Annotated in this window: 18 protein-coding genes and 2 pseudogenes; 13 read left to right on the top strand and 7 right to left on the bottom strand. The window is 26.9% G+C overall.

Annotation, left to right across the window (positions count from 1 at the left end):
• Window positions 1-58 precede the first annotated feature (58 nt).
• The 6 genes from CRU94_RS09775 (at window position 59) to CRU94_RS09805 (ending at window position 6226) form a co-directional block, all read left to right on the top strand.
• Window positions 59-691, top strand: coding sequence for a hypothetical protein (locus tag CRU94_RS09775; protein ID WP_309109238.1), 633 nt, complete (start codon window positions 59-61; stop codon window positions 689-691).
• Entirely contained in the window at window positions 678-1535 is an 858-nt protein-coding gene (locus CRU94_RS09770) for a DUF2779 domain-containing protein (protein WP_309109237.1), read from the top strand. The genes CRU94_RS09775 and CRU94_RS09770 overlap by 14 nt, the downstream gene beginning before the upstream one ends.
• The gene (locus CRU94_RS05445; RefSeq protein ID WP_129105792.1) at window positions 1532-3475 is read left to right on the top strand and encodes an McrB family protein; all 1944 of its coding nucleotides are present in this window, start codon (window positions 1532-1534) and stop codon (window positions 3473-3475) included. The genes CRU94_RS09770 and CRU94_RS05445 overlap by 4 nt, the downstream gene beginning before the upstream one ends.
• Window positions 3462-4751, top strand: coding sequence for an McrC family protein (locus CRU94_RS05440; protein ID WP_129105791.1), 1290 nt, complete (start codon window positions 3462-3464; stop codon window positions 4749-4751). Before CRU94_RS05445 ends, CRU94_RS05440 begins: the two co-directional genes overlap by 14 nt.
• Window positions 4752-4829: 78 nt before the next feature.
• On the top strand, window positions 4830-6116 hold the full coding sequence (locus CRU94_RS05435) for an ATP-binding protein (protein ID WP_129105790.1): 1287 nt from the start codon (window positions 4830-4832) through the stop codon (window positions 6114-6116).
• Between the two features lie 23 nt (window positions 6117-6139).
• A complete protein-coding gene (locus tag CRU94_RS09805) occupies window positions 6140-6226 on the top strand; it encodes a 5'-nucleotidase (protein ID WP_375153676.1) in 87 nt (28 codons plus the stop codon).
• Between the two features lie 51 nt (window positions 6227-6277).
• On the opposite strand, the gene CRU94_RS05430 is transcribed toward CRU94_RS09805, so the two are convergent.
• The gene (locus CRU94_RS05430; RefSeq protein WP_129105789.1) at window positions 6278-6547 is read right to left on the bottom strand and encodes a DNA repair protein Rad50; all 270 of its coding nucleotides are present in this window, start codon (window positions 6545-6547) and stop codon (window positions 6278-6280) included.
• Window positions 6548-6663: 116 nt separating this feature from the next.
• Between CRU94_RS05430 and CRU94_RS05425 the strand changes: the two genes are divergently transcribed.
• Window positions 6664-8649: a site-specific recombinase gene (locus CRU94_RS05425; protein ID WP_164966570.1), complete on the top strand. Its 1986-nt coding sequence runs from the start codon at window positions 6664-6666 to the stop codon at window positions 8647-8649.
• 153 nt (window positions 8650-8802) lie between these two features.
• On the opposite strand, the gene CRU94_RS05420 is transcribed toward CRU94_RS05425, so the two are convergent.
• Window positions 8803-9117, bottom strand: coding sequence for a hypothetical protein (locus CRU94_RS05420; RefSeq protein WP_129105787.1), 315 nt, complete (start codon window positions 9115-9117; stop codon window positions 8803-8805).
• 926 nt (window positions 9118-10043) lie between these two features.
• Between CRU94_RS05420 and CRU94_RS05415 the strand changes: the two are divergent.
• A pseudogene (locus CRU94_RS05415) lies at window positions 10044-10613 on the top strand (methyl-accepting chemotaxis protein); the annotation flags it as partial.
• 2 nt (window positions 10614-10615) lie between these two features.
• Window positions 10616-10819 (top strand): annotated as a pseudogene (locus tag CRU94_RS09720) (PAS domain-containing protein); the annotation flags it as partial.
• Here CRU94_RS09720 and selD read toward each other — a convergent pair.
• The 5 genes from selD to CRU94_RS05385 all read right to left on the bottom strand — a co-directional run bounded on the left by selD (window position 10816) and on the right by CRU94_RS05385 (window position 16661).
• Window positions 10816-11853: a selenide, water dikinase SelD gene (selD, locus tag CRU94_RS05405; RefSeq protein WP_129105786.1), complete on the bottom strand. Its 1038-nt coding sequence runs from the start codon at window positions 11851-11853 to the stop codon at window positions 10816-10818. The pseudogene CRU94_RS09720 and the gene selD overlap by 4 nt on opposite strands.
• 205 nt (window positions 11854-12058) lie before the next feature.
• The gene (locus CRU94_RS05400) at window positions 12059-13318 is read right to left on the bottom strand and encodes an NRAMP family divalent metal transporter (RefSeq protein ID WP_129105785.1); all 1260 of its coding nucleotides are present in this window, start codon (window positions 13316-13318) and stop codon (window positions 12059-12061) included.
• Window positions 13308-13967: a response regulator transcription factor gene (locus CRU94_RS05395; protein ID WP_129105784.1), complete on the bottom strand. Its 660-nt coding sequence runs from the start codon at window positions 13965-13967 to the stop codon at window positions 13308-13310. The genes CRU94_RS05400 and CRU94_RS05395 overlap by 11 nt, the downstream gene beginning before the upstream one ends.
• Window positions 13960-15519: a sensor histidine kinase gene (locus CRU94_RS05390; RefSeq protein ID WP_129105783.1), complete on the bottom strand. Its 1560-nt coding sequence runs from the start codon at window positions 15517-15519 to the stop codon at window positions 13960-13962. The genes CRU94_RS05395 and CRU94_RS05390 overlap by 8 nt, the downstream gene beginning before the upstream one ends.
• Entirely contained in the window at window positions 15516-16661 is a 1146-nt protein-coding gene (locus CRU94_RS05385) for an ABC transporter substrate-binding protein (protein WP_129105782.1), read from the bottom strand. Before CRU94_RS05385 ends, CRU94_RS05390 begins: the two co-directional genes overlap by 4 nt.
• 145 nt (window positions 16662-16806) lie before the next feature.
• On the opposite strand from CRU94_RS05385, the gene CRU94_RS05380 reads away from it, so the two are divergent.
• The 4 genes from CRU94_RS05380 (at window position 16807) to CRU94_RS05365 (ending at window position 22195) form a co-directional block, all read left to right on the top strand.
• On the top strand, window positions 16807-18471 hold the full coding sequence (locus CRU94_RS05380) for a 4Fe-4S binding protein (RefSeq protein WP_129105781.1): 1665 nt from the start codon (window positions 16807-16809) through the stop codon (window positions 18469-18471).
• Window positions 18468-19067: a TorD/DmsD family molecular chaperone gene (locus tag CRU94_RS05375; RefSeq protein WP_129105780.1), complete on the top strand. Its 600-nt coding sequence runs from the start codon at window positions 18468-18470 to the stop codon at window positions 19065-19067. The genes CRU94_RS05380 and CRU94_RS05375 overlap by 4 nt, the downstream gene beginning before the upstream one ends.
• 79 nt (window positions 19068-19146) lie before the next feature.
• Entirely contained in the window at window positions 19147-19371 is a 225-nt protein-coding gene (locus CRU94_RS05370; protein ID WP_129105779.1) for a twin-arginine translocation signal domain-containing protein, read from the top strand.
• 25 nt (window positions 19372-19396) lie between these two features.
• Window positions 19397-22195 carry a molybdopterin-dependent oxidoreductase gene (locus CRU94_RS05365; protein ID WP_129105778.1) on the top strand — a complete coding sequence of 933 codons (2799 nt, stop codon included), beginning with the start codon at window positions 19397-19399 and terminating at the stop codon, window positions 22193-22195.
• Window positions 22196-22199 lie beyond the last annotated feature (4 nt).

The raw sequence follows: 22199 nt of genomic DNA, 5'->3' as shown, positions 1-22199 counted from the left end.
AATAAAAGTAAAATATCATAATAGATAGAATTAAGTCCAATTTTTAAGGGAATATAAAATGAAATTATCAAAATCACTCTACACAAGAGCAATACAGTGCCAAAAATCTCTTTGGCTAAAAAAACACAAAAAAGATGTTTTAACACCACCTGATGTAGCAGCACAAGCTATTTTTGAAAATGGAAATGTAGTTGGAGATTTGGCTTGTAAGCTTTTTCCAAATGGTGTTGAAATACCTTATCTTAATACTACTTTTCAAGATAAAATCACTCTAACTCAAGATTATATAAATCAAGGGACTCAAAATATCTATGAAGCTACATTTGAGTTTGATGGTATTTTGATTATGGTTGATATTTTAAATATAAAAGATAATAGTGTAATTATAAATGAAGTAAAAAGCTCAACACAAATTAAAGATATATATCTTCACGATGCATCTGTTCAATACTATGTTTTAAATGGTTTGGGATATGATGTAAAAAAAGTAAATGTGATACACATAAACAATAACTATGTAAGAGCTGAAGAGTTGGATATAAATCAACTTTTTTGTGTAGTTGATGTAACTTATGAAATCAAAGAGCTGCAAGCAAATATAAAAAACAATCTTGAAATATTTAGAAAAACTCTTTCAAAAGAAGATGAACCAAATATAGATATAGGAACTCATTGTAATGACCCCATATGAGTGTGATGCCAAAAATTATTGCTGGTCACATATTCCTAAATACTCTATATTTGATATTTCAAGACTTCAAAGTAAAAAGAAATTTGAACTTTATAAAAATGGTATTTTAGAGTTTTCACAAATAGAAAATATTGACTCTTTTTCTGTTTCTCAACAAATACAAATAGAATTAGAACTTGAAAATAAAACGATAATAAATAAAGAGGCTATAAAAGAGTTTTTAGAGAGTTTGAGTTACCCAATATACCATCTTGATTTTGAGACTTTTCAACAAGCAATTCCAGAGTTTGTAGGACTTAGTCCATATGCACAAATTCCTTTTCAATACTCACTACATATTGAACACAAAGATGGAAGACTTGAACACAAAGAGTTTTTAGCACCCGATGGAGTTGATCCAAGAGAGCAAATAGCCAAAAAGCTTGTAGAAGATATTCCATCAAATGTTACGGTTCTTGCATATAACATGGGATTTGAAAAAGGTGTTATAAGAAAATTGGCAAGTTTATTTCCAAATTTAAGCAATAGTTTGATGGCTATTCATGATAACTGCAAAGATTTGATGACTCCATTTGCTAATAAAGATTACTACCATCCAAATATGAAAGGAAGCTACTCTATAAAATATGTACTTCCATCACTCGTTCCTGAGTTTGAAAATGCTTATAAAGAGCTAGATTTAATCCACAATGGTGGAGAAGCCATGGAAGCTTTTGTAAAGTTATCAAAAATAACTGATGAAGCGTTGAAACAAAGATATAGGGATTCGCTTTTAGAGTATTGTAAACTTGATACTTTGGCGATGGTTAAAGTTTTAGAAAAATTAAAGGAGTGTGTTAGATGAGTGAAGAACAAATAATAGAGAAACATAATGAGCTATTTAAATATTTAATTAATTATAGAAAAGAAAACCAATTTTTTACATTTGCGACTAGGAAAAACCATAACTCTCATAAAGAGAATATTTCAAAATGCCGATTATGTAGTGGATATAAATTTCAAGGTGATGAAACTTATATTTATATACCATTGTATAAAATTGGAAGTGGGCACATGATTAATACAATAGGTTTTTCAGTGTCATTAGATAAAAATAAACAGTCAATTGTTATTACTACAAAAGGTAGAACAAATGAAATAGAATTAAAAATATATGAAGATATTATTAAGAAATTGAAAGAATTAGATTTATTTGAAATTACACATTATGATAGTGGATATACAAATTTTACTTTTAAAGAGGATGATTTATATACTAATTTAAATTATTATATAAAACAATTTAAAAATATATGTGATGAGGTAATTAAGCAAAATGATTTTGAAAATAATTTTTTTATTTCAATGGACGATTTTGAAAAAAACTTAAAAAGATTAGATAAAAATTTTGATATAAAAGAAGGAGAAAAAGTGCAAAATAATGAAATTAAAATACCACTAAACCAAATATTATATGGAAGTCCAGGGACTGGGAAAACTTACAATACTATAAATAAAGCTTTGGAGATTATTATAGAACAACAGCCAAATGAAGAAATTAAAAAATTGTTAGAAAAAGAAACTCATACAAAAGAAGAAAGAGAAAAGTTAAAAGCAAAATTTGAAGAGTACAAAAAAGCTGGACAAATAGAGTTTGTGACATTTCATCAAAGTTATGGATATGAAGAGTTTGTTGAGGGAATAAAAGCAGAAACAAAAGATGAAAAAATAACTTATGAAGTTAAAGCAGGTATTTTTAAAAAACTTTGTGAAATAGCTAAACAAAAAAATCATATTAAGTTTGAGCTAGAAAATATTAATTTTAAAGATTTTCTTAAAGAAAATCAAAAATTAAAAACTTTAACAGGTATTGATTTTGAAATAATATCTATTAATGAAAAAGTTAAAGTAAAGAATTCTCAAAATAATGAACATTCATTGTCTAGAAAATCAATATTAGATTATTTAGAAAAACAAGATTTTGATAATACGCGTGGGCATTTCTCTTATCAACCAGTAATTGCAAAATGTATTTTTGAGAAGTTAGAGCCACAATCTTTAGAAGATAACACTATTAAAAATTATGTTCTAATTATAGATGAAATAAATAGAGGAAATATTTCTAAAATATTTGGAGAGCTTATTACACTTATTGAACCATCAAAAAGAATTGATGCAGATGAAGAGATAAAAGTAAAATTGCCTTATAGTGGAGATGAATTTGGAGTGCCACAAAATCTTTATATTATAGGAACTATGAACACAGCTGATAGAAGTATCGCTCCAATTGATACGGCTCTACGAAGAAGATTTGTTTTTGAAGAGATGGCTCCAAATTCTAGTTTATTGAGTAAAGATAAAATTAAAGTTCAAGTTTCAAAAGATGATGAAACTGATACAGGAATTGAACTTGATAAATTACTTGAAGCTATAAATACAAGAATAGAGTATCTATACGATAGAGACCATACAATAGGACATGCGTATTTGATAGATGTTAAAACTTTAGATGATTTGAAATTTGCATTTAAAAATAAAATTATTCCACTTCTTGCAGAGTATTTTTATGAAGATTGGGAAAATATAGATTTGGTTTTAAATAAGAATGGAATGATAGAAGAGGAAAAATCAAATAGTGATTATTTAAAAAATATTACTAAAATTAATGGTAAAAAAATCTATAAAGTAAGTGATAAAAATTGGGAAATAGCTAATTTTAAAAAGATATATGATGATAATGTTAATTTATCAAAAAAAATAGAAGTTGATAAAACAGATGATGTAAATTCAAATGAAGAACAATAATAAAGCATCTATTAGTGAATTTGGGCTTATTGGATATGAAATTGAGCCATCAAATAAGTTCTTATGTGCAAAAATAGATAAAAAATTCTATGATGAGTTAGAATCATTTGCCAAAACAGATAAAGGTAAAGATGTTTTACAATTTACAGGCAATGGTAGATATTTACAAGCAAAAAGCTATGTAGGAACTATTCAAACTACAAATGGATTTATACTTGAAATATTGCCAAAAACTGTAAGTAAAAATGAAGAAGTAAATAAAGAAAAAGAGATTGAAAAATCAAAACAAATCTTTATGAAGCTTTTACATCTGCTTTATAAATTACCAAATTATAAAAATATTGATAGTGCAAATTTTGAACGAATCAAAAATTTAGAGATTTTTGAAATATTTATTTTTATGTTTTTACAAGAAGTTGGAATTATCATAAAAAAAGGAATAAAGTCCGATTATGTAGGGTGCGAAGATAATCTTTTTTATCTCAAAGGAAAACTTTTAATAAATGAACAGATAAAAAGAAATAGTGTTCACAAAGAGAGATTTTATGTGCAATATGATGATTATAATCAAAATAGAGCAGAAAATAGACTTATAAAATCAACTTTAAAATTACTTTCAAATATTTCAAGAGATTTTGATAATCAAAGAAAAATAAGACAATATATGCAACATTTGAATTGGATTGAATTGTCTTTGAATGTTGATAAAGATTTTTCTATGGTTAAAACAGGTCGTGGAATGGAACACTATAAAAATGCTTTGATTTGGTCTAAAGTATTTTTAAAAAAAGAGTCTTTTAGCTCTTTTAGTGGAGATACTATTGCATTTGCTATCTTGTATCCAATGGAAAAACTTTTTGAGTGTTTTGTACAGTGGTGGCTTGAAAAAAGATATTCGCATCTGCAAATAGAAGCTCAAAATGGAGGAGTTGATTTTGTAAAAAAACTATTTACAGTAAGACCTGATTTTTTAATAAAAAAAGATAATCAAGTTATTTGTGTAGCCGATGCAAAATGGAAGTTAATAGAAAAAGATAATGATTTTTCTCAAAGTGATTTTTATCAACTATTTGCATATAAACATATATTTTTAAAAGAGCAAAAAGAGAATTATAAAGATGATATTTGCGAACTTATGAGTTTAAGAATCTATTATCCAAAATCAGATTATTTGGAAAAAAGTAGAATATTTGAATATTTTGGAAATGAAGGAAATATTAAAATTATTCCACTTGATATTGAAAATGAGTTATTAAAAGAGAGCAATATTTTATAGATAGAATAAAAGAATTGTTAAGATATTTATAAATAATATGCTAATATACAGAATACATTCCTAAAAAGGATAAAATATATGGAATCAATTCTTTTAGAAGATAACCCACACTGGAACAATTTAAATGCTTATGATAATTTTATAAGTCGTGAATTATTGCCAAAAGTACTTTCATACTTAACTACAAAACAAATTGTAGCACTTATTGGTGCAAGAAGAGTTGGTAAAAGTACTCTAGCAAAGCTTGTGATAAAAGAGCTTTTAAAAACTGTTGAAGCAAAAAATATATTTTTTATAAATCTTGAAAAACCAGAGTTTATTCCTTATAAACAAGATGCAAGTTATTTAGCAGAAATATTTGATAATTATCTAAAATTAGCTAATCCAAATTTATCACAAAAAATCTATTTTTTTATAGATGAGATACAGATATTTAAAAATTGGGAAGTATTTGTAAAATCAAAATATGAAAATAGCAATATCAAATTTATTATCACAGGCTCAAATTCATCACTACTTACAAGTGATTTTGCAACTGTTTTAACTGGAAGAGTCCTTAAAATATCGGTTTATAGTTTTAGCTTTACGGAGTTTTTAAAATTTAAAAATATATCTTATGGCTCTAGATTAGAACAAATATCAAATAAAATAGAAATATCTAGAGCAAAAGATGAGTATCTTAAATGGGGTGGATATTATGATGTAATAAGTACAGATGATGTGATAATAAAGAAAGATATACTCAAAAATATTGCAGAAGATATTATTTTTAAGGATATTGTTCCAAGATACAATATTAAAAACTCATCACAACTAAAAGATCTGTTTTACTATATAGTATCAAATGCAACTTCATCGCTTAATTATTTGGGTTTAGCAAAAAAAATAAATATAGATGCAAAAACTATAAAAGAGTATATAAACTATTTTGAAGATAATTTCTTAATACATACTATTTCATCGTATCACACGAAGATGACAGAACAGATAAAATCGGCTAAAAAAGTCTATTTAAGTGATAATGGTTTTTTAAATTTAGGTATAAATAGAACTATAAATAATGGGGCTATGTTAGAAAATGAAGTATTTGTTGTACTAAATAAATTTTGTGAAGAGCTTACATATATAAAAGAAAACTATGAGATAGATTTTAGATGTGAAAACAGACTTTATCAAGTATCATATAATATAGAAGATGAAAAAACAAGACAAAGAGAATTTAGAGCATTTGAAAATTTTGATAGTGAAAAAAAATATAAATATAAGTTAATTACCTATGATGAAACAACTTATAGTGGTGAAATTGATATATTAAAATATGAAGATTTTGTATTTGAATTTGAAGATACAAAAAGAATAAATTAAACAAAAATATAAAGAATCAAAAAATGTCATATAATCTAAACAACAAACTTGTAATTGCAATAAGCTCAAGAGCGTTGTTTGATTTAGAAGAAGAGAATCAAATCTTCTAAAGATTAATAACTTTTTTCCAAAAGATGAAAGAGCTATTAAAAATATAGTATTTACTCCTCATCTTCATGCTCTTGTAGCATATTAATGATTTTTTCATAAATATCAGCTGCTTGCTCATCTGTAATTTCATCTTTTTCAATAGCATTTAAAATAGCATTTAACTCTTGTAAAAATGACTCCATATCTTTTTTTGCTTCAATATCATCATCACAAGCATTATTGCTTGATATTAGCTCATTTAACTCATCTAAAAAAGCTTTAGATTCTGGAATCATTGTTTGCTCAACAACATTTTTTAACTCTAGTTTTATATTAATCACTTATTTCCTTTTTTTATAATTTCGTATTTTACTTAATAAATTATATAAACTCATTTATAGCCAAAGCTAATAAACTTTAAATTATAATGCTTTAGATAAAAAGATTGAGGTTTAGTTTGAATATAGATGAAAATTTTAAAAAGTTATTAGAGAGTATTTGTAGTGAAGATATTGATATTATTGATAAGTTAAAATATATTATCTCTTTTATTAGACCAAAAAGTAAAGATGATATTACTTTTAGTTTAGAGTCAATAAATAAGATTATTGATTTTTTTAACTCAAAAGATGAGTTGGCACAAAACATATCAAACTCTATAAATCAAGTTTTTATAGAATCAAAAATATCTACAAATATTATTAATTTTGGGATTTTATCAAGCAACTACTTCTCTTATGAAGCAAGAGAGAGATTTTATAATAAATTTCTACCAAATCCACCAAAAAAAGGTGATTTAAACTATATTTTTGGAACTATATTTAATAAAAAAGATGATTTTAAATGGGTTTGTTCTATTGAAAATAGTATATGGATAGAGTTTTTTAAAGCTCTATTTAATAACTCAAAAAATATAGCAAAAACAAAAAATCATCTTTTTAATGAACTTTTAGATGCACTTGAAATTTTATCTATTTGGATAGCAGCTGAAGAGTTTGATTCAAATTTTATTAGGCTTGATAAAAAGATATTAAATAAAGATTCAGCTTTTATAGCACTACAAAGAGATATAGCATCATATATAGCAACTATTCAATCAGATTTTGTGAATATTGAAATTACAAAATCAAAATTAGAGGAGTTAGATGTTTTATTGCAACAATCTTATGAGCAAGTGAGTGCTTTAAAAAGAAAATCTCTTCATAATGGCATTTCAATAGATTTAACATATCAACTTGAAAGATTAACTCAAATGATAAAAAGAGTTGAATATATAATAGAGTTAATAAAACATTTTGATACAAAAGATTCAAATGAAATTTTTGTAAATTTTTTTAAAGAATCAGTTGTAGAAAATAGTAAAAAAAATTCATTAATAGATCTATATAAACAGGGAATAAAAATTGTAGCAAGAAGTGTTACAAACTATACAAGTGAACATGGTGAACACTATATAGCAACTGATTTAAAAGCTTATTTTAAAATGTTTTTTAGTGCAGCTGGAGCTGGAGTTATAATAGCTATTATGGCACTTATAAAAATCAATATCACCCAAGCTGGATTTTCAATAGGAACTCAAACAGTTTTAAGTAGTTTAAATTATGGTTTAGGATTTGTATTTATACATATTTTAGGTTTTACTGTTGCTACAAAACAACCAGCTATGACAGCATCAAAACTAGCTCAAGAGATAGAGCAAGATGAAGAGAATAAGGCAAATCAAAAAAAGATTATTGATTTAATATTTCAAGTTAGTCGTTCTCAATTTTCAGCAATTGCTGGAAATGTAATATTAGCAATAAGTGTAGCATTTTTGATATCTTATTTAGCTATAAAAAATGGTTATATAATTTTAGATGATGAGGATATAAAATACTATTTAAAAAATCTTGAACCAAATATAGCACTATTTTATGCAGCAATTGCTGGAGTATGGCTCTTTTTATCTGGATTAATCTCTGGTTATTTTGACAATAGAGCTGATTTGTTGGAGTTAAAAGATAGATACTATCATCAACCTTTACTAAAAAAACTAATAAATGATAAATATAGAGAAAAATTTGCAACATATTTGCATGAGCATTATGGTTCAATATTAGGAAACTTCTTTTTTGGTATTCTTTTGGGAATAACACCTTTTATTGGATATTTATTAAATCTTCCACTTGATATTTCGCATGTTGCATTTTCAAGCGCATATTTAGGATATACATCAATGCATTTTGATATATCTGTAACTCTTTTTATATACTATCTAGTTTGTGTTTTACTAATAGGTTTTGTAAATTTAATTGTAAGTTTTACTTTAGCATTAAAAGTATCTTTATTGTCAAGAGATACCAAGTTTGGTAACTTTTTCTCTTTTATTAAAAACTTAATAATTGAGATTTTCAAAAAACCACATAAACTATTTTTCCCTTTTGCTTATAAGAATAAAAAATAGATATTTAAGAAATTTTTAGTACAATCATCTTTAAATTATCACAGGAAAGATAAAATGAACAGAGTAAAAGGGATAGCAGTAATTGGAATTTTAGCTTGGACTATCTTTTTGATGATATATTTTTTCTATATTGGAATAAGTTAATATAGTCTATTAAATAGTCAAAAACGACTCAATAGCACAACTCATTCTACTTTTTATATCACTTGTATCAATATTCATATAATCAATTTGTATTTTATAAAGCAACTCATCTTTTAATTTAAACTCAAAAACTAAATACCCAGCATATAAAAAGGCATCTTTACTCTTTTTTCCTTCATCTTTTTTATCATTTTCATAAATATAATAAGAGATAAGTAGTTTCTCATTTTCTTGTTTCTCTTCTATTTCAAAGCTCTTTAAAACATCTACTAAAATCTTATCACTATCTTTGTTTGAGAAACTATTTTTTAAATTACTTTTCATATTTTCTGAATACTCTATATATGAATTTATAATATAATTTTAACTTTTTAATAGCTCTTTTGCTCTTTGAATATCTTTTTTATAAATTTTATATTTTACTTGCCATAAAAAGCTCCTAAATTATTGAAATTTTTTTATCGTCCTTGTTTTACATTTCAAATATCAAATTAAATATCAAATAACATTATAAGGCTACTAAACAAATCTTTATTGCAATAACATTTCAAAATATAGATCCATAAAGGAGTTTTATGTTTGGTGCAATTTCAAATAGAGATTTAGAGACAATTAATAACTATTTTAATCAATTTATTAAATTTATATCTCACGAAAAAAATCAGTTTGATTATATTGAATCAACTGGAAATAAAAAGTTAGATTTAATGTTTCAATCATGGAATAAAGAGATAAAAAGAGTTGATAAAAGTGTAAAAGATGATATGAGAGTTTTAGGCGAACTTGTATTAACAGCAGATAAAGTTGAACAAGGAATTTATAACTGTAGAATAAAAGCAAGTAGCTCTAATCCAACTATTTTTACATTAAAAAATACTATTAATAATATGTTAGCTAGTATAGATGAAGCTACTTCAAATATTTTAAAAGTTGTAGATAGTTATACAAAAAATGATTTCACAGATAGTATAGACTCTATAGATAAATATAAAGACCAGATGAGATTATTGATGGAAAGTATCAATTTACTTGGTAAAACTTTAGAGAATAGCGCAAGAAACAATTTTGAAAATGGAGATATTTTAGAAGAGAACTCTTTACTTATGTCATCTTCAATGAATAATTTAGCATTAAAAACAAGTGAACAAGCAAGTTCATTAGAGCAAACTACAAAATCATTAGAACAGATTACAAATATAACTAGAGAAAATACAAAAAATGCTACAAAAATGGCAAATTTGGGACAAATTGTTAAAAAATCAGTTTTTGTTGGAGAAGATTTGGCAAAAAAAACTGCTAACTCTATGGATGATATAAATATTAAAATAAGAGCCATAAATGAATCAATTACTATAATTGATCAAATAGCATTTCAAACAAATATTTTAAGTTTAAACGCAGCAGTTGAATCTGCAACAGCAGGAGAGGCTGGAAAAGGTTTTGCAGTTGTTGCTGGGGAGGTTCGAAACTTAGCAAATAGAAGTGCAGAAGCTGCTAAAAAAATAAAAACTTTGGTTGAAGAGGCAACACTTAAAGCAGATGATGGAAAGCTTATATCTTCAAATATGATAAAAGGTTATGAAGAGTTAAATAACAATATAGGTCAAACTATAGATATTATCGAAGATGTTTCAAAAGCTTCAAAAGAGCAGATTTTTGGAATTGAACAGATAAATCAAGCTGTAGTTTTATTAGATAGTGTTACAAAACAAAATGCTATTGAATCTGAACAAGTAAGCTCTATTTCAAAAACTGTATCCAAACTTGCTCAAAAACTATTAAGTGATGCAAAAAGTAAAAAGTTTAGAAAAGAGGTTTAAATGTCAAAAGAGGAGAAATTTGGACTGGATATGTAAAAAATGCAAGAAAAGATGGTGGATACTATTGGGTTTTTGCAACTGTTTACCCTTTTGAGAGTTGCGATGGTTTAAAAGGTTATCTCTCTTGTAGAAGAAAAGCTTCAGAAGAGGAGATATCTAAAGCTACTAAACTATATGATGAGTTAATAAAAAAAGAGAGTTATTAACTAATAATAATCTCTTTTTTTCCTCTTGGAATAACCTCTGCAATAATTTTTGCATATCCAAAACTAAAATCTTCTAGCTCTTTTACAAACTCTTTTGCATCATCTTTATTCATTGCTATTAAAAGACCACCTGATGTTTGAGCATCACAAAGAATTGCTTTAATAGTATCATCTAAACCATCTTTATATAAAACTTTATCTTCCATAAATTTAATATTTCTTTTTGAGCCACCTGGAAGAACACCATTTTTTGCTAAATCATAAGCCTCTTTTACAAAAGGCACTTCATTTGAAGATATACAAAAAGAGATATTCTCATTTATACACTCAAAAGCGTGACCTAAAAGTCCAAATCCTGTTATATCTGTACAAGAGCTTACTTTATATTTTCTCATGATTTTTGAAGCAATATAGTTTAAACTAGCCATAATTTGTGCACAATGTTTTGTTAAATTTAAATCTATTAAATCTCTTTTTATAGCTGTTGTTAAAATTCCCATACCAAGAGGTTTTGTAAGAATTAAAACATCACCAGCTTTTGCACTATTATTTCTAATAATCTCTTTTGGATTTATAACTCCTGTAACACTTAGACCATAGTACATCTCAGGAGTTTCAATAGTATGACCACCCAAAAGAACACCACCACACTCTCTAATCTTATCATTGCCACCTTTTAGAATTAAAGCTAAAGCATCTTTTGCAATATTTGTTTTATCAAAACCTACAATATTTAAAGCTGTTTTAACTTCTGCTCCCATCGCAAAAATATCACTAAGTGAGTTTGCAGCAGCAATTTGTCCATAAACATATGGATCATCAACAACTGGAGTTATAAAATCAACAGTTTGAACTAAAGCTAGATTTTCATCAATTTGAAAAACTCCAGCATCATCACTTGTATCAAAACCTACTAAAACTTGTTCATCTTTGTTGTTTAGATTACAAAGAGTTTGTTTTAGATCCCCCGGACCCATCTTTGCAGCACAACCAGCAGCTTGAACAAATTTTGTTAATTTGTATTCATTGTTCATATAATATCTTTCAAATTTTCTAAAAAACTATACATTATACATAAGCAATTTTAAATTTTTATTTAAACAATAGTAAAAAATATTTTACTTTTTTTTACATGCAAAACCAAAGCTTGATTTAAATCTAAAAGAAATTAAAACAACTTCATAAGAATCTGTAGAGATATCTACAAAATCGAATGAAGATTAAAAAATTATATAAATATTACAAACCAATTAAAAATCCAAACCATCTATAAATAATAAACAGAATCAAAAATCCAAAAAGAAATATCAATCCACAAATAGATAAAAGATTTAAAAAGATCCCATTTTGAAGCTCTTTTGGAAGTTTTGTACTTTTTACAAGTTTATAGTTTAAAAATGCAAATATAGGCGTTGTTGTAAATGATAATATCATTGCAAAATCAAGCATTGTTCTCATAGAACTTGCAAAATAACTTATAATTAAAAATCCAATAATTGATATAAAAACTGTCCAAACAGCAACACTTCTATTTGAAGCAGATCTGTTTTTTCTAATTAACGAAAAGGCTTCTGCAACGGCTCTTCCATAACCATCAATAACAGTAATCGAAGTTCCAAACATACAAGCAAATGCTATAAAAGCTATTAGAAGTCTTGACCAATCACCAATTACAGATGTGTACATAGATACTAGTTGATGAGAAAATGCTATTCCATCTTTAAACTCATAAGCGCTTCCGTGCAAAACTAAAGCTCCTAAAGCTAGAAAAAATAGAGCTAAAATTGCAGTTGCTATAAATCCTACATTAAAGTCAAGCAAAGCATTTTTTGCGTTTATATTTGTCTGTTTTATCTGATTTTTTAACCAAATAGAACTAATACTTGATATCTCAATAGGTGCTGGCATCCAACCTGTTAGAATAACAATAAACCCTAAACTAGCAATTGTCCAAGCAGATGGAGATATAAAATCATCAGCTAAAGCTGGATCAACATTTTTACTTGCAGCCATAACAACAGCAACTACTGTTGCAATACTAAGAGTTATCATAATTATCTTTGCAACACTATTTAAAAGAGTATATTTCCCAGCAATTAAGATAAGTAGAGAAGAAAAAATAATTATAAAACTAAGAAGAGAAATAGTTAGTTTTATAGGAATAAAATATCCCAACAAACTTGCTGCAAACATTGAAACAGCAGCAGTATTTACAACAGCAGCAATTACAGCTAAAACTGTAAAAAGCCACAACCAGCCATTTCCTAAAGATGCATAACCCTCTATTAAGCTCTTTTTTGTAGCCATTGTATATTGTACATTTGCTAAAAAGAATGGGTATTTTAAAAAATTTATTAAAAGTATAAATATAGCTAAACTCCAACCAAATAAAGCTCCAGCTTGAGTTGAAGATACTAAATGAGAACCTCCAATAGCAGCAGTTGCCATTAAAATTCCTGGACCAAATATTTTATAAAAAGCTTTTATTTTAACAATCATTTAAGCTCTTTTCATCAAATTGGTAAGTTTTATGAGCAATTTTTATTAAAATATTTTTATCAGCTAAATCTTTAAAAAGCTTAATCAAAGTTGGTTTAGAAATAGAAAATTTATCCATAATTTCACTATAAGATGCATAAAACTGTTTTTTTTCATCAAGATTATTGAAAATATATTTTACAATCTCTACTTGTTTACTATCTGTAATTGCTCCAATAGTTTTGATAATATTTTCATTTTTTTTCAACTCTTTTTCTTGTATTTTTGGAAGTAGAACATCAACTAAACTATCCAGAAGTTCATTTATATCTATTGGTTTAATAAGATAGTTTTCAACTTTTAATTTAATGGCTTCTATTAAATAGTTTGTATCCGCGTGAGCTGTTGTTAAGATGCTAGGAATATTTATATTTTTACTTTTAATATATTTTAAAAAATTAATACCATTTTCATTCTCTAGTTGTATATCACTAATAATTACATCAACTCTTTTTTCAAGTAAAATTTTCATAGCTTCAACAGTTGTTTTAACACCATAAATATTTGCTACAAAATCCTCTAAAACATCTTTTGTATGTTTTAATAAACTCTCATCATCCTCAAGATATAAAATATTGAAATCTTTTAAAATTTCTAAATTATTACTCATTTTTATCCTCAAATATTGGTATTGTAATTGTAAAAGATGCTCCTTTGAATATCTTTTTATCTACCTCTAATTTTATATTTTTACAAGATATTTCACCATTTAAATGTTTTTCAACAATCTGTTTGCACATATAAAGACCAATTCCAGTTCCAGCACTTTTATATTTTGTTGTGTAGTAGGGTTCAAATATTTTTGGCAAAATATCATCAGGAACTCCACCTCCATTATCAATAATATTAACAAAAACAAAACTCTTTTTGCTATTTACGATAATTTTTATGATTCTATCATTTTTATTAACATTACTTACTAAAGCATCTTTAGAGTTTGAGATTATATTTAAAAATATATGAGAAAGTTCATTATAAAAAGTTGTAATTTGTCTATCTTTTTTTACAACTAAATCTATTTTTATGCTCTCTTTATTTAAAAAATATTTTGATAATTCAATTGAGTGTTCTACACAATCTTTTATAAAAAAGCTATTTTTTGATCTATTTGGACTAAAAAAGTTTTTGAAATCATCTAAAGTATTTGACATATTTTGTGCTAAAAGTAGGGCATCTTTTACTTTTTGTTCAACAAACTCAGGTGATAGTTTGTTTACTCTCATTTTTGTTTGAAAACTTTGAATAATCATTGTAATTGAACCAAGAGGTTGTCTCCATTGATGAGCAATATTATTTAACATCTCTCCTAAACTTGCAAATCTTGCTTGTTGAAACATAATAATATCTTTTTTTCTATTTTTAGCAACTTCTAGTTTAATTCTTTGCTCTAAATTGTTATTTAACTCTTTTAGCTCTTTTGTCTTTTTTTCAACAATTTTCTCTTGCAAATAGTACAATTTTCTAAAGTGAAAAGTGATAAATAAAGATAAGATAATTGTAAAAAATACAACAAAAAAGATGGAGATAAAAGAGAATATTGTAACTAATTTAAAAATATTATCAGTATCTCTTTTCTCATTTATTGCGAGATTTAAATCATAGTTTACAAGACTTCCTAAATATACAAAAATTGAGTCTATATTAAAATTTATATTTGTAAAATACTCTTTGCTATTTTTTTTATCTAATTTTTCAATTGAGCTAAAAATATCAACCATTTTATTATCAATATTTTCAATATTTAGCTCTTTTATATATTGGTTTTTATAGTGATTTGAATCTATAAAATAGGTTTTTATCTTTGATAATATTGAGTTATTATAATCTTTGTTTAATCTATATTTATACTCACTCCAATTTTTCTCAATAATCTCCTTAGCTATATTTAATACCTCAATTGTCTGTTCATAGCTTAGACTATTTTTTTCAAATTCAGTAAGTGTGTCTTGAATGTTAATTTTGTATGAGTCTTTAATAGTTTGAAGTTTAATTAAACTTTTTGTTCTTTTATCAAAAAGTGTGTCAAAATCATCTTTTAAAATAAATATTGAGATTTGAGATAAGACTATAATTGAAATCATCCCACCAGCAATAATAAAAATTAAGAAGTTTGCTTTATATGAAAACTTTAGTGTATCAAAATATTTAAGTAGTTTTTTCATCTTACAAGCTCTTGAAATTTACCATTTTTGTACTCATATAAATAGATTTTATTTAAAAGTTGACTATTTTTAAACTCTAGTTTTATCTCATGTAAAATATCTTTTGATGGATTTTTTAAACTATTAATAAAGTTTTTTTTACTTAAGTTATCTATGTTTTTAACTATAGCATCAACCAAAATTTTTGAAGATAAAAAGGCTTCAAATGAGATAAAACCAAACTCTAAATTGTTTGAATATTTATTCATTATATTTTGATACTCTTGAACAATTTTTAAAGATTTATCATCATAGTTTGGAACTATTTGAGAAAAAATTAGATTTTTTGTATTGATATTTGAAGCTTCTAGCTCTTTTACTATCGAGTTTGCATCACTAAATGAGATGTTGCAAAAAATAGTATTTTGAAAAATCTTTTCATCTTTTGCTTTTTGAATAAATAGTGAACTAGCTTTTGAAGCTCCAATCATTATTACAACTTCTGGTTTAGAGTTTTTTATCTCATTAAATGCATGATTTATAGATAGAGTGTTTCTTTTATAAGTTCCTGTTGATATAAAAGAGATATTCTTATTTTTTAAAACCTCTAAAGTTGAAATATATCCCTCTTCTCCATACTCATCATTTTGATAAAAAATTGCTATTTTATTTAATCCTTTTTTATTTACAACATAATCTATTAAGGATTCAATCTCCTGTTTATAAGATGCTCTAAAGTTTACAATATTTGAAAAATTGTTATCTCTTAAGAAACTTGCCCCTGAAAATGGTGCAAAGTATGGAATTTGACTCTCTTTTATAATTGAGATTACTCTACTGTTTGTAGGTGTTCCAACTATTCCATAAAAAGCTAAAATATTCTCATTTGATAGTTTGTGTATATTTTCGTAACTTAAATCGGGTTCATATTTATCATCTAAAGCTTTAAAAAATATTTTTCTATTTTCTATTAAGTTATTATCATTTACATATTTAAAATAACTATTTGTAGTTTCAAAAACTGACTCTCCCCAATCTTTTAAAGCTCCACTTTGTGGTATAGAAGATGCAATCAATATATTTTCTTGATTATAAGATTTTTCACTATTAAGAGTATATATTAAAATAAAAATAAGCATTACAAATAAAACTTTTTTAACCATTCATAAGTTTACATTATTTGAGTTTAAAACTCTCAGTCTATTTGTTATATGATGTTTTATATATTTAATAAATTAAGTTTTATTTAACTTCTTTATATATAGAATATGGTAAAATATTTTTTACTAAAAATTAAGGGCATAGGTTATGCAAGAGTTTATATACTACAATAAAAATGGGTTGGATTTCCCTTTAAGTGAAAAAATCCAAGTAGCTACAAGTCTAAATGATATTGAAGGTAAAAACTTTTTGATATCAAATTCACATGATGTAAAGTCTGAATTTATTGCTTCTGAGATAGATTTTTATATAAAAAATTCACAAGATAAGCTATCAAACAAGATTCAAAATGTATTAAAACTTTATGAGATAAATGGTGTTAAATTTGATTTTGCTCAAGATTTTGAAGAAAATATTGAAATATCAAATAGTTTGATGATAATTTATGATGATATAGAAGAGTTTAATAGTTTTTCAAAAAATCTAAATAAAGATGAGTTTGATCTTTATAAAGTTGAATCAAAACTTATAAAAGAGATAAAAAACTCTATTGGTAATTTTGAGGTAGTTGTTGATGGTGGAAATAAAGATATTATTTTAAAAACATCTCAAATTGTTTGGTTTAATGAAAATTTAACAAAAAAAAGAGCTGGAGTTTATGAGCCAAATATTTTAAGCATTGAAAAAACTTTAGATATTGTAAGAAAAAATTTAAATACTTACTCTTTTAAAAAAACTATCACTTATGATAAATCAATTTGTCAATATCACGAAAGAAAAGATGAAGTTTGTGCAAAGTGTGTTGAAGTTTGTCCTACAAATGCTATTACAAAAGATGAAAAAAGTAGAAGATTAGTTTTCTCTTTAGTTGATTGTATTGCATGTGGAGAGTGTGTAAGCGTTTGTCCAAGTGGCTCTTTAAATAGTGCTAATACCTCAAGAGATAGTTTATATGAAATCTCTTTGTTTTATAAAGATACAAAACCTTTGATAATCTCTTCAAAAGCAAATATTGAAAATATAAATGTAGATTTAAAAGAGGGTGTTTTACCTCTTTTTGTAGTTGGAGATATTTTTGATGAAACTATGCTTTTAACTTATCTTCAAGTAAGTGGTTCACAACTTATCTATTTTTCAAATGATATATCAAAAGGAACTCTTGAGAGTGTTCGAATTGTAAATGATATATATTTGAAAAAATATGGAAAAATAGCTGTTTATTTAGTATCAAATGAAGAAGAGTTAAATGATGCTTTACAAAAACAGGAGTTTATAGAGAACTCTTACTACAACTTTAATCAAAGTGATATGAAAAAAAGAGAAGTTTTCTCTCAAAGACTTCAAAAAATTGTTGGAAATGATGATTTAGGAGTTGTTAAAACAGGTCCAAATATTCACTATGCAAGAGTATTGGTAAATGAAGCAAACTGTACTCTTTGTCTATCTTGTGTTGGTGCTTGTAATGTTGATGCTTTATTTGCAAATCAATCTGATTTTACTTTAAGAGTAAATCCATCTTTATGTACAGCCTGTGGATATTGTGAGCTTGTTTGTCCTGAAAAAGATTGTTTAACACTAAAAAATGATGAATTAGAGCTTAATCCTACTTGGTTTCAAGAGTCGATTTTAGCAAAAGATAAACTTTTTGCATGTGTTGAGTGTGGAAAAGAGTTTGCAACAACAAAAGCTATTGAAAAAATAGCATCTATCATGGCACCAATTTTTGCAAAAACAAGTGAAGCTAAAAAAAGAACACTTTACTGCTGTGATGAATGTAAACCAAAAGTTATGATAAGAGAGGAGTTAAAATGAATAATATAGATGTAGATAAAGCAAGAGCTTTTATATATAACCTTCTATCTTTACTTTTTGTAGAAGAGTATGCAAAAACAAAAGAGGAAGAGATAAAAGAGGCTTTAACTATTTTAAGTCAAAACTCTTTTAGTCAAATTGTTGAAAAATCTTCAATTAATATTTTAAACTATTTAAATAGTAATAATAAAAATATTTTATATGAAGAGTATCAATCTTTGTTTTTAGTCCCTTTTGGAGAGTTTGTTCCTCTTGGAATCTCTTGGTACCACGAAGAGAGAGAGGGTGGGATAATGCAATTAAGAGTAAAAGATATTTTAGCAAAAACAAAAATTAGAAGAGATGAGAGCTCTTTTAAAGCTCAAGAGGATCATTTTGGATTTGTATTTACTTTAAGTTCTTATTTAATTGAAAATCAGATAAATCAAAATATTAAAGAGAATCTTCAAAAAGAGCTTTTTGATGAAGTTTTAGGGCTGTATATGGATAAATTAGCCTATAAATTAATGGCAACAAAATCTGAAATATACTCAAATGTCGGTCTGATTTTAGAGAGCTTTTTTGATTTTGAAAAGGGTTATTTAGGGATTAAATAAAATTTATTAAAAAGTCGCTCTAAAATCTTTAGGAGATTTTAGAGGGGCTTTTTACCCTAAACCAAAAAAAGGAGTTATCATGAGTGATGAGTTAGAGCAAAGACGACAATTTATCAAAAGAGCTGCAATAGCAGGTTCTGTTTTGGCTGGAAGTGTTGTTGCAACAGCAGCTACAACTGAAAGAGAAGATAGAGGTGCTGGTAGTAACAAAGGTAACGGCGTAGTTGTGGGAAGATCTAATAAAAAAGAGATTCTTTATAAAAAAACAGCAGCTTGGGAAGAGTTTTACACTGCTGCAAAATAAGTTAAAATTTTAAAAGGAGGATAGAATGGGAGCAAATAGCTTTGGTAGAAGAACATTTCTAAAAATGGCTTCTTTAGCAACTGCTTTCACTGCTACATCTGCTTTTGCAAATACAAATAAAGTTTTAAGAGATGCTACGGAAGAGGAAGTAAGAAATCCATTTCCAGGTTCAAAATTAATTAAAACTATCTGTACGCATTGTTCAGTTGGATGTGGTGTGATTGCCGAGGTTCAAAATGGTGTTTGGGTTAGACAAGAGGTAGCTCAAGATCACCCTGTTAGTAATGGAGGACACTGTTGTAAAGGTGCAGATATGATTGATAAAATCAGATCTACAAATAGATTACAGTACCCAACAGTAAAAGTTGCTGGAAAATGGAATAGAATCTCTTGGGATGATGCTATGAGTAAAGTAACTAGTAAATTAATGGAATTAAGAGAGAAATTTGGTCCAGATTCAGTAATGTTTTTAGGATCAGCAAAAGTTAGTAATGAGCAGGCATATTATATTAGAAAATTTGCCGCTATGTTTGGAACAAACAACATAGATCACCAAGCTAGAATTTGACATAGTCCAACAGTTGCCGGTGTGGCAAATACATTTGGATATGGAGCTATGACAAATCACTTAGGAGATATGCATAATTCTAAAGCTATTATTATAATTGGTGCAAACCCAGCTGATAACCACCCTATTGCTATGCAACATATTTTAAAGGGTAAAGAGCAAAATGGTGCAAAAATTATCGTAGTAGATCCACGATTTACAAAAACTGCTGCAAAATCTGACCTTTATTGCAGAATTAGACCAGGAACTGATATTGCCTTTTTATATGGGATGATTAGATTAATTAGAGAGAATAAATGGTATGACGAAAAATATTTGGCAGATAGAGTTTATGGAATAGAAGAGATATTTAAAGAGTGTGAGGAGTACACACCTGAAAATGTTGAAAATATTACAGGACTTCCAAAAGAGACTTTAATCCAAGCTGCAACACTTTATGCAAGTGCAAACCCTGGATGTTTAATCTGGAATCAAGGTTGGACACAACATACAATTGGATCATCTAATACAAGACTTGGTTCAATAATGCAATTAATTTTAGGAAATGTAGGAAAACCAGGTGGTGGATGTAATATTCTAAGAGGACATGATAATGTTCAAGGAAGTACAGACATGGGATGTTTGGCTGATACATTGCCAGGATATTATGGTTTAGCTGAAGGTTCTTGGAAATACTTTGCAAATCAATGGAAAGTTGATTATGAGTGGCTAAAAGGAAGATTTAAATCTAAAGAGTTAATGGAATCAAAAGGTAACTCACTTTCACTATTTGCAGATGGAGTTCTAAAAGAGATTAACGAAAAATACAATGGTGGAACAGCTATTAAAGCACTTGTTTGTATTGGAAACGGTATTTCAACTGTTACTGATGTAAAAAGAGTTAAAGAGGCTTTAGATAAGTTAGATTTAGTTGTATTTATAGATCCTTATGTAAATGATGCTGCTGTTATTACAACAAGAGAGGATAACTTATATTTACTACCTGCTGCTTCACAAGTTGAAACTTCAGGAACTGTTGTAAACACTGGAAGAAGTGCTCAATGGAGAAGTAAAGTAGTTGAACCTTTATATGAAGCAAGAGCGGATCATGATATTTTATTTGATTTTGCAAAAAGAATGGGATTCTATAATGAATTTATTGCAGGTATGGGTAAAAAAGATAGTTTCAAATGGCCAGAAGATGCAACAAATGAGATTGCAAAAGCATTAAAAACAATTGGAATGCAAGGAAGAACTGCACAAAGATTGAAAGCTCACCAAGAAAATTGGCATCTATTTAACTCATCTTCAATAAAAGGTACAGGAAAATTTGCAAAAGAGTATTATGGTTTACCATGGCCTTGTTGGGATGAATCTCATCCAGGAAGCCCTGTTTTATATAATATAAATCTTCCAGTATCTCAAGGTGGTATGGGATTTAGAACAAGATTTGGAACACAAAGAGATGGTGTTAGCTTATTAAGTTCAAAAGGAAGTGCACCTGTTGGTTCAAGAGTAAAAGGTGGTTATGATGAGATAACTGCTAAAAATATTGAAGAGTTAGCTGGAATCAAACTAAGTGAAAAAGAGAAAGCTTTGGTTGAAGGTAAAAACTGGAAAAATGATGATAGTGGAATTTTAGTTAAATATGCACTTGCCGCTGGACTTGCTCCTTATGGTAATGCTCGTGCAAGAACTATTGTTTGGGAATTTATTGATCCAATTCCAAAACATAGAGAACCAATTTTCTCATTTAGACAAGATTTAGTTAAAAAATATCCAGCTACTAAAGATAAAACTAACCACTTTAGAGTTGATGTTACATATGAGAGTAAACAAAAAGAGCAAGATTGGACAAAAGATTATCCAATTAATGTTGTTTCTGGAAGAGTTGTTGAGCATATGGGAACTGGAACAGAAACTAGAGCATCGCACTATCTTGCAGAGTTAAGCCCTGAAATGTATGGAGAATTACATCCAAATATGGCAGCAAATCTTGGAATTAAAGATGGTGAAATGATGTGGGTTTATGGAACTGGTGGTGGAAAAATCAAGATTAAATGTAAAGTTAGTTTAAGAGTTGATGAAAACTCTGTATTCTTACCACAAAACTTCTCTGGATGGTGGAGTGGAGAGGATCTAACATATAGATATCCTGATAGAACAGCACCTTATGCAATGGGTGAAAACTCAACACAAGTAACAAGTTATGGTTTTGATCAACAAACATCTTGTCCAGAAACTAAATGTTCACTTGTAAGAATAGAAAGAGCTTAGGAGA

The sequence above is a fragment of the Arcobacter sp. AHV-9/2010 genome (assembly GCF_004116575.1).
In the GTDB taxonomy this organism is placed as follows: Bacteria; Campylobacterota; Campylobacteria; order Campylobacterales; family Arcobacteraceae; genus Aliarcobacter; species Aliarcobacter skirrowii.
The sequence above is the reverse complement of the archived record's forward strand: the minus strand, read 5'-3'. Positions and strand labels throughout refer to the sequence as shown.

Bases quoted from the DNA above. Each gene is read 5' to 3' on its own strand.
- CRU94_RS09775 (WP_309109238.1), top strand. From the start codon at position 59: ATGAAATTATCAAAATCACTCTACACAAGAGCAATACAGTGCCAAAAA.
- CRU94_RS09770 (WP_309109237.1), top strand. From the start codon at position 678: ATGACCCCATATGAGTGTGATGCCAAAAATTATTGCTGGTCACATATT.
- CRU94_RS05445 (WP_129105792.1), top strand. From the start codon at position 1,532: ATGAGTGAAGAACAAATAATAGAGAAACATAATGAGCTATTTAAATAT.
- CRU94_RS05440 (WP_129105791.1), top strand. From the start codon at position 3,462: ATGAAGAACAATAATAAAGCATCTATTAGTGAATTTGGGCTTATTGGA.
- CRU94_RS05435 (WP_129105790.1), top strand. From the start codon at position 4,830: ATGGAATCAATTCTTTTAGAAGATAACCCACACTGGAACAATTTAAAT.
- CRU94_RS09805 (WP_375153676.1), top strand. From the start codon at position 6,140: ATGTCATATAATCTAAACAACAAACTTGTAATTGCAATAAGCTCAAGA.
- CRU94_RS05420 (WP_129105787.1), bottom strand. From the start codon at position 9,117: ATGAAAAGTAATTTAAAAAATAGTTTCTCAAACAAAGATAGTGATAAG.
- selD (WP_129105786.1), bottom strand. From the start codon at position 11,853: ATGAACAATGAATACAAATTAACAAAATTTGTTCAAGCTGCTGGTTGT.
- CRU94_RS05400 (WP_129105785.1), bottom strand. From the start codon at position 13,318: ATGATTGTTAAAATAAAAGCTTTTTATAAAATATTTGGTCCAGGAATT.
- CRU94_RS05395 (WP_129105784.1), bottom strand. From the start codon at position 13,967: ATGAGTAATAATTTAGAAATTTTAAAAGATTTCAATATTTTATATCTT.
- CRU94_RS05390 (WP_129105783.1), bottom strand. From the start codon at position 15,519: ATGAAAAAACTACTTAAATATTTTGATACACTAAAGTTTTCATATAAA.
- CRU94_RS05385 (WP_129105782.1), bottom strand. From the start codon at position 16,661: ATGGTTAAAAAAGTTTTATTTGTAATGCTTATTTTTATTTTAATATAT.
- CRU94_RS05380 (WP_129105781.1), top strand. From the start codon at position 16,807: ATGCAAGAGTTTATATACTACAATAAAAATGGGTTGGATTTCCCTTTA.
- CRU94_RS05375 (WP_129105780.1), top strand. From the start codon at position 18,468: ATGAATAATATAGATGTAGATAAAGCAAGAGCTTTTATATATAACCTT.
- CRU94_RS05370 (WP_129105779.1), top strand. From the start codon at position 19,147: ATGAGTGATGAGTTAGAGCAAAGACGACAATTTATCAAAAGAGCTGCA.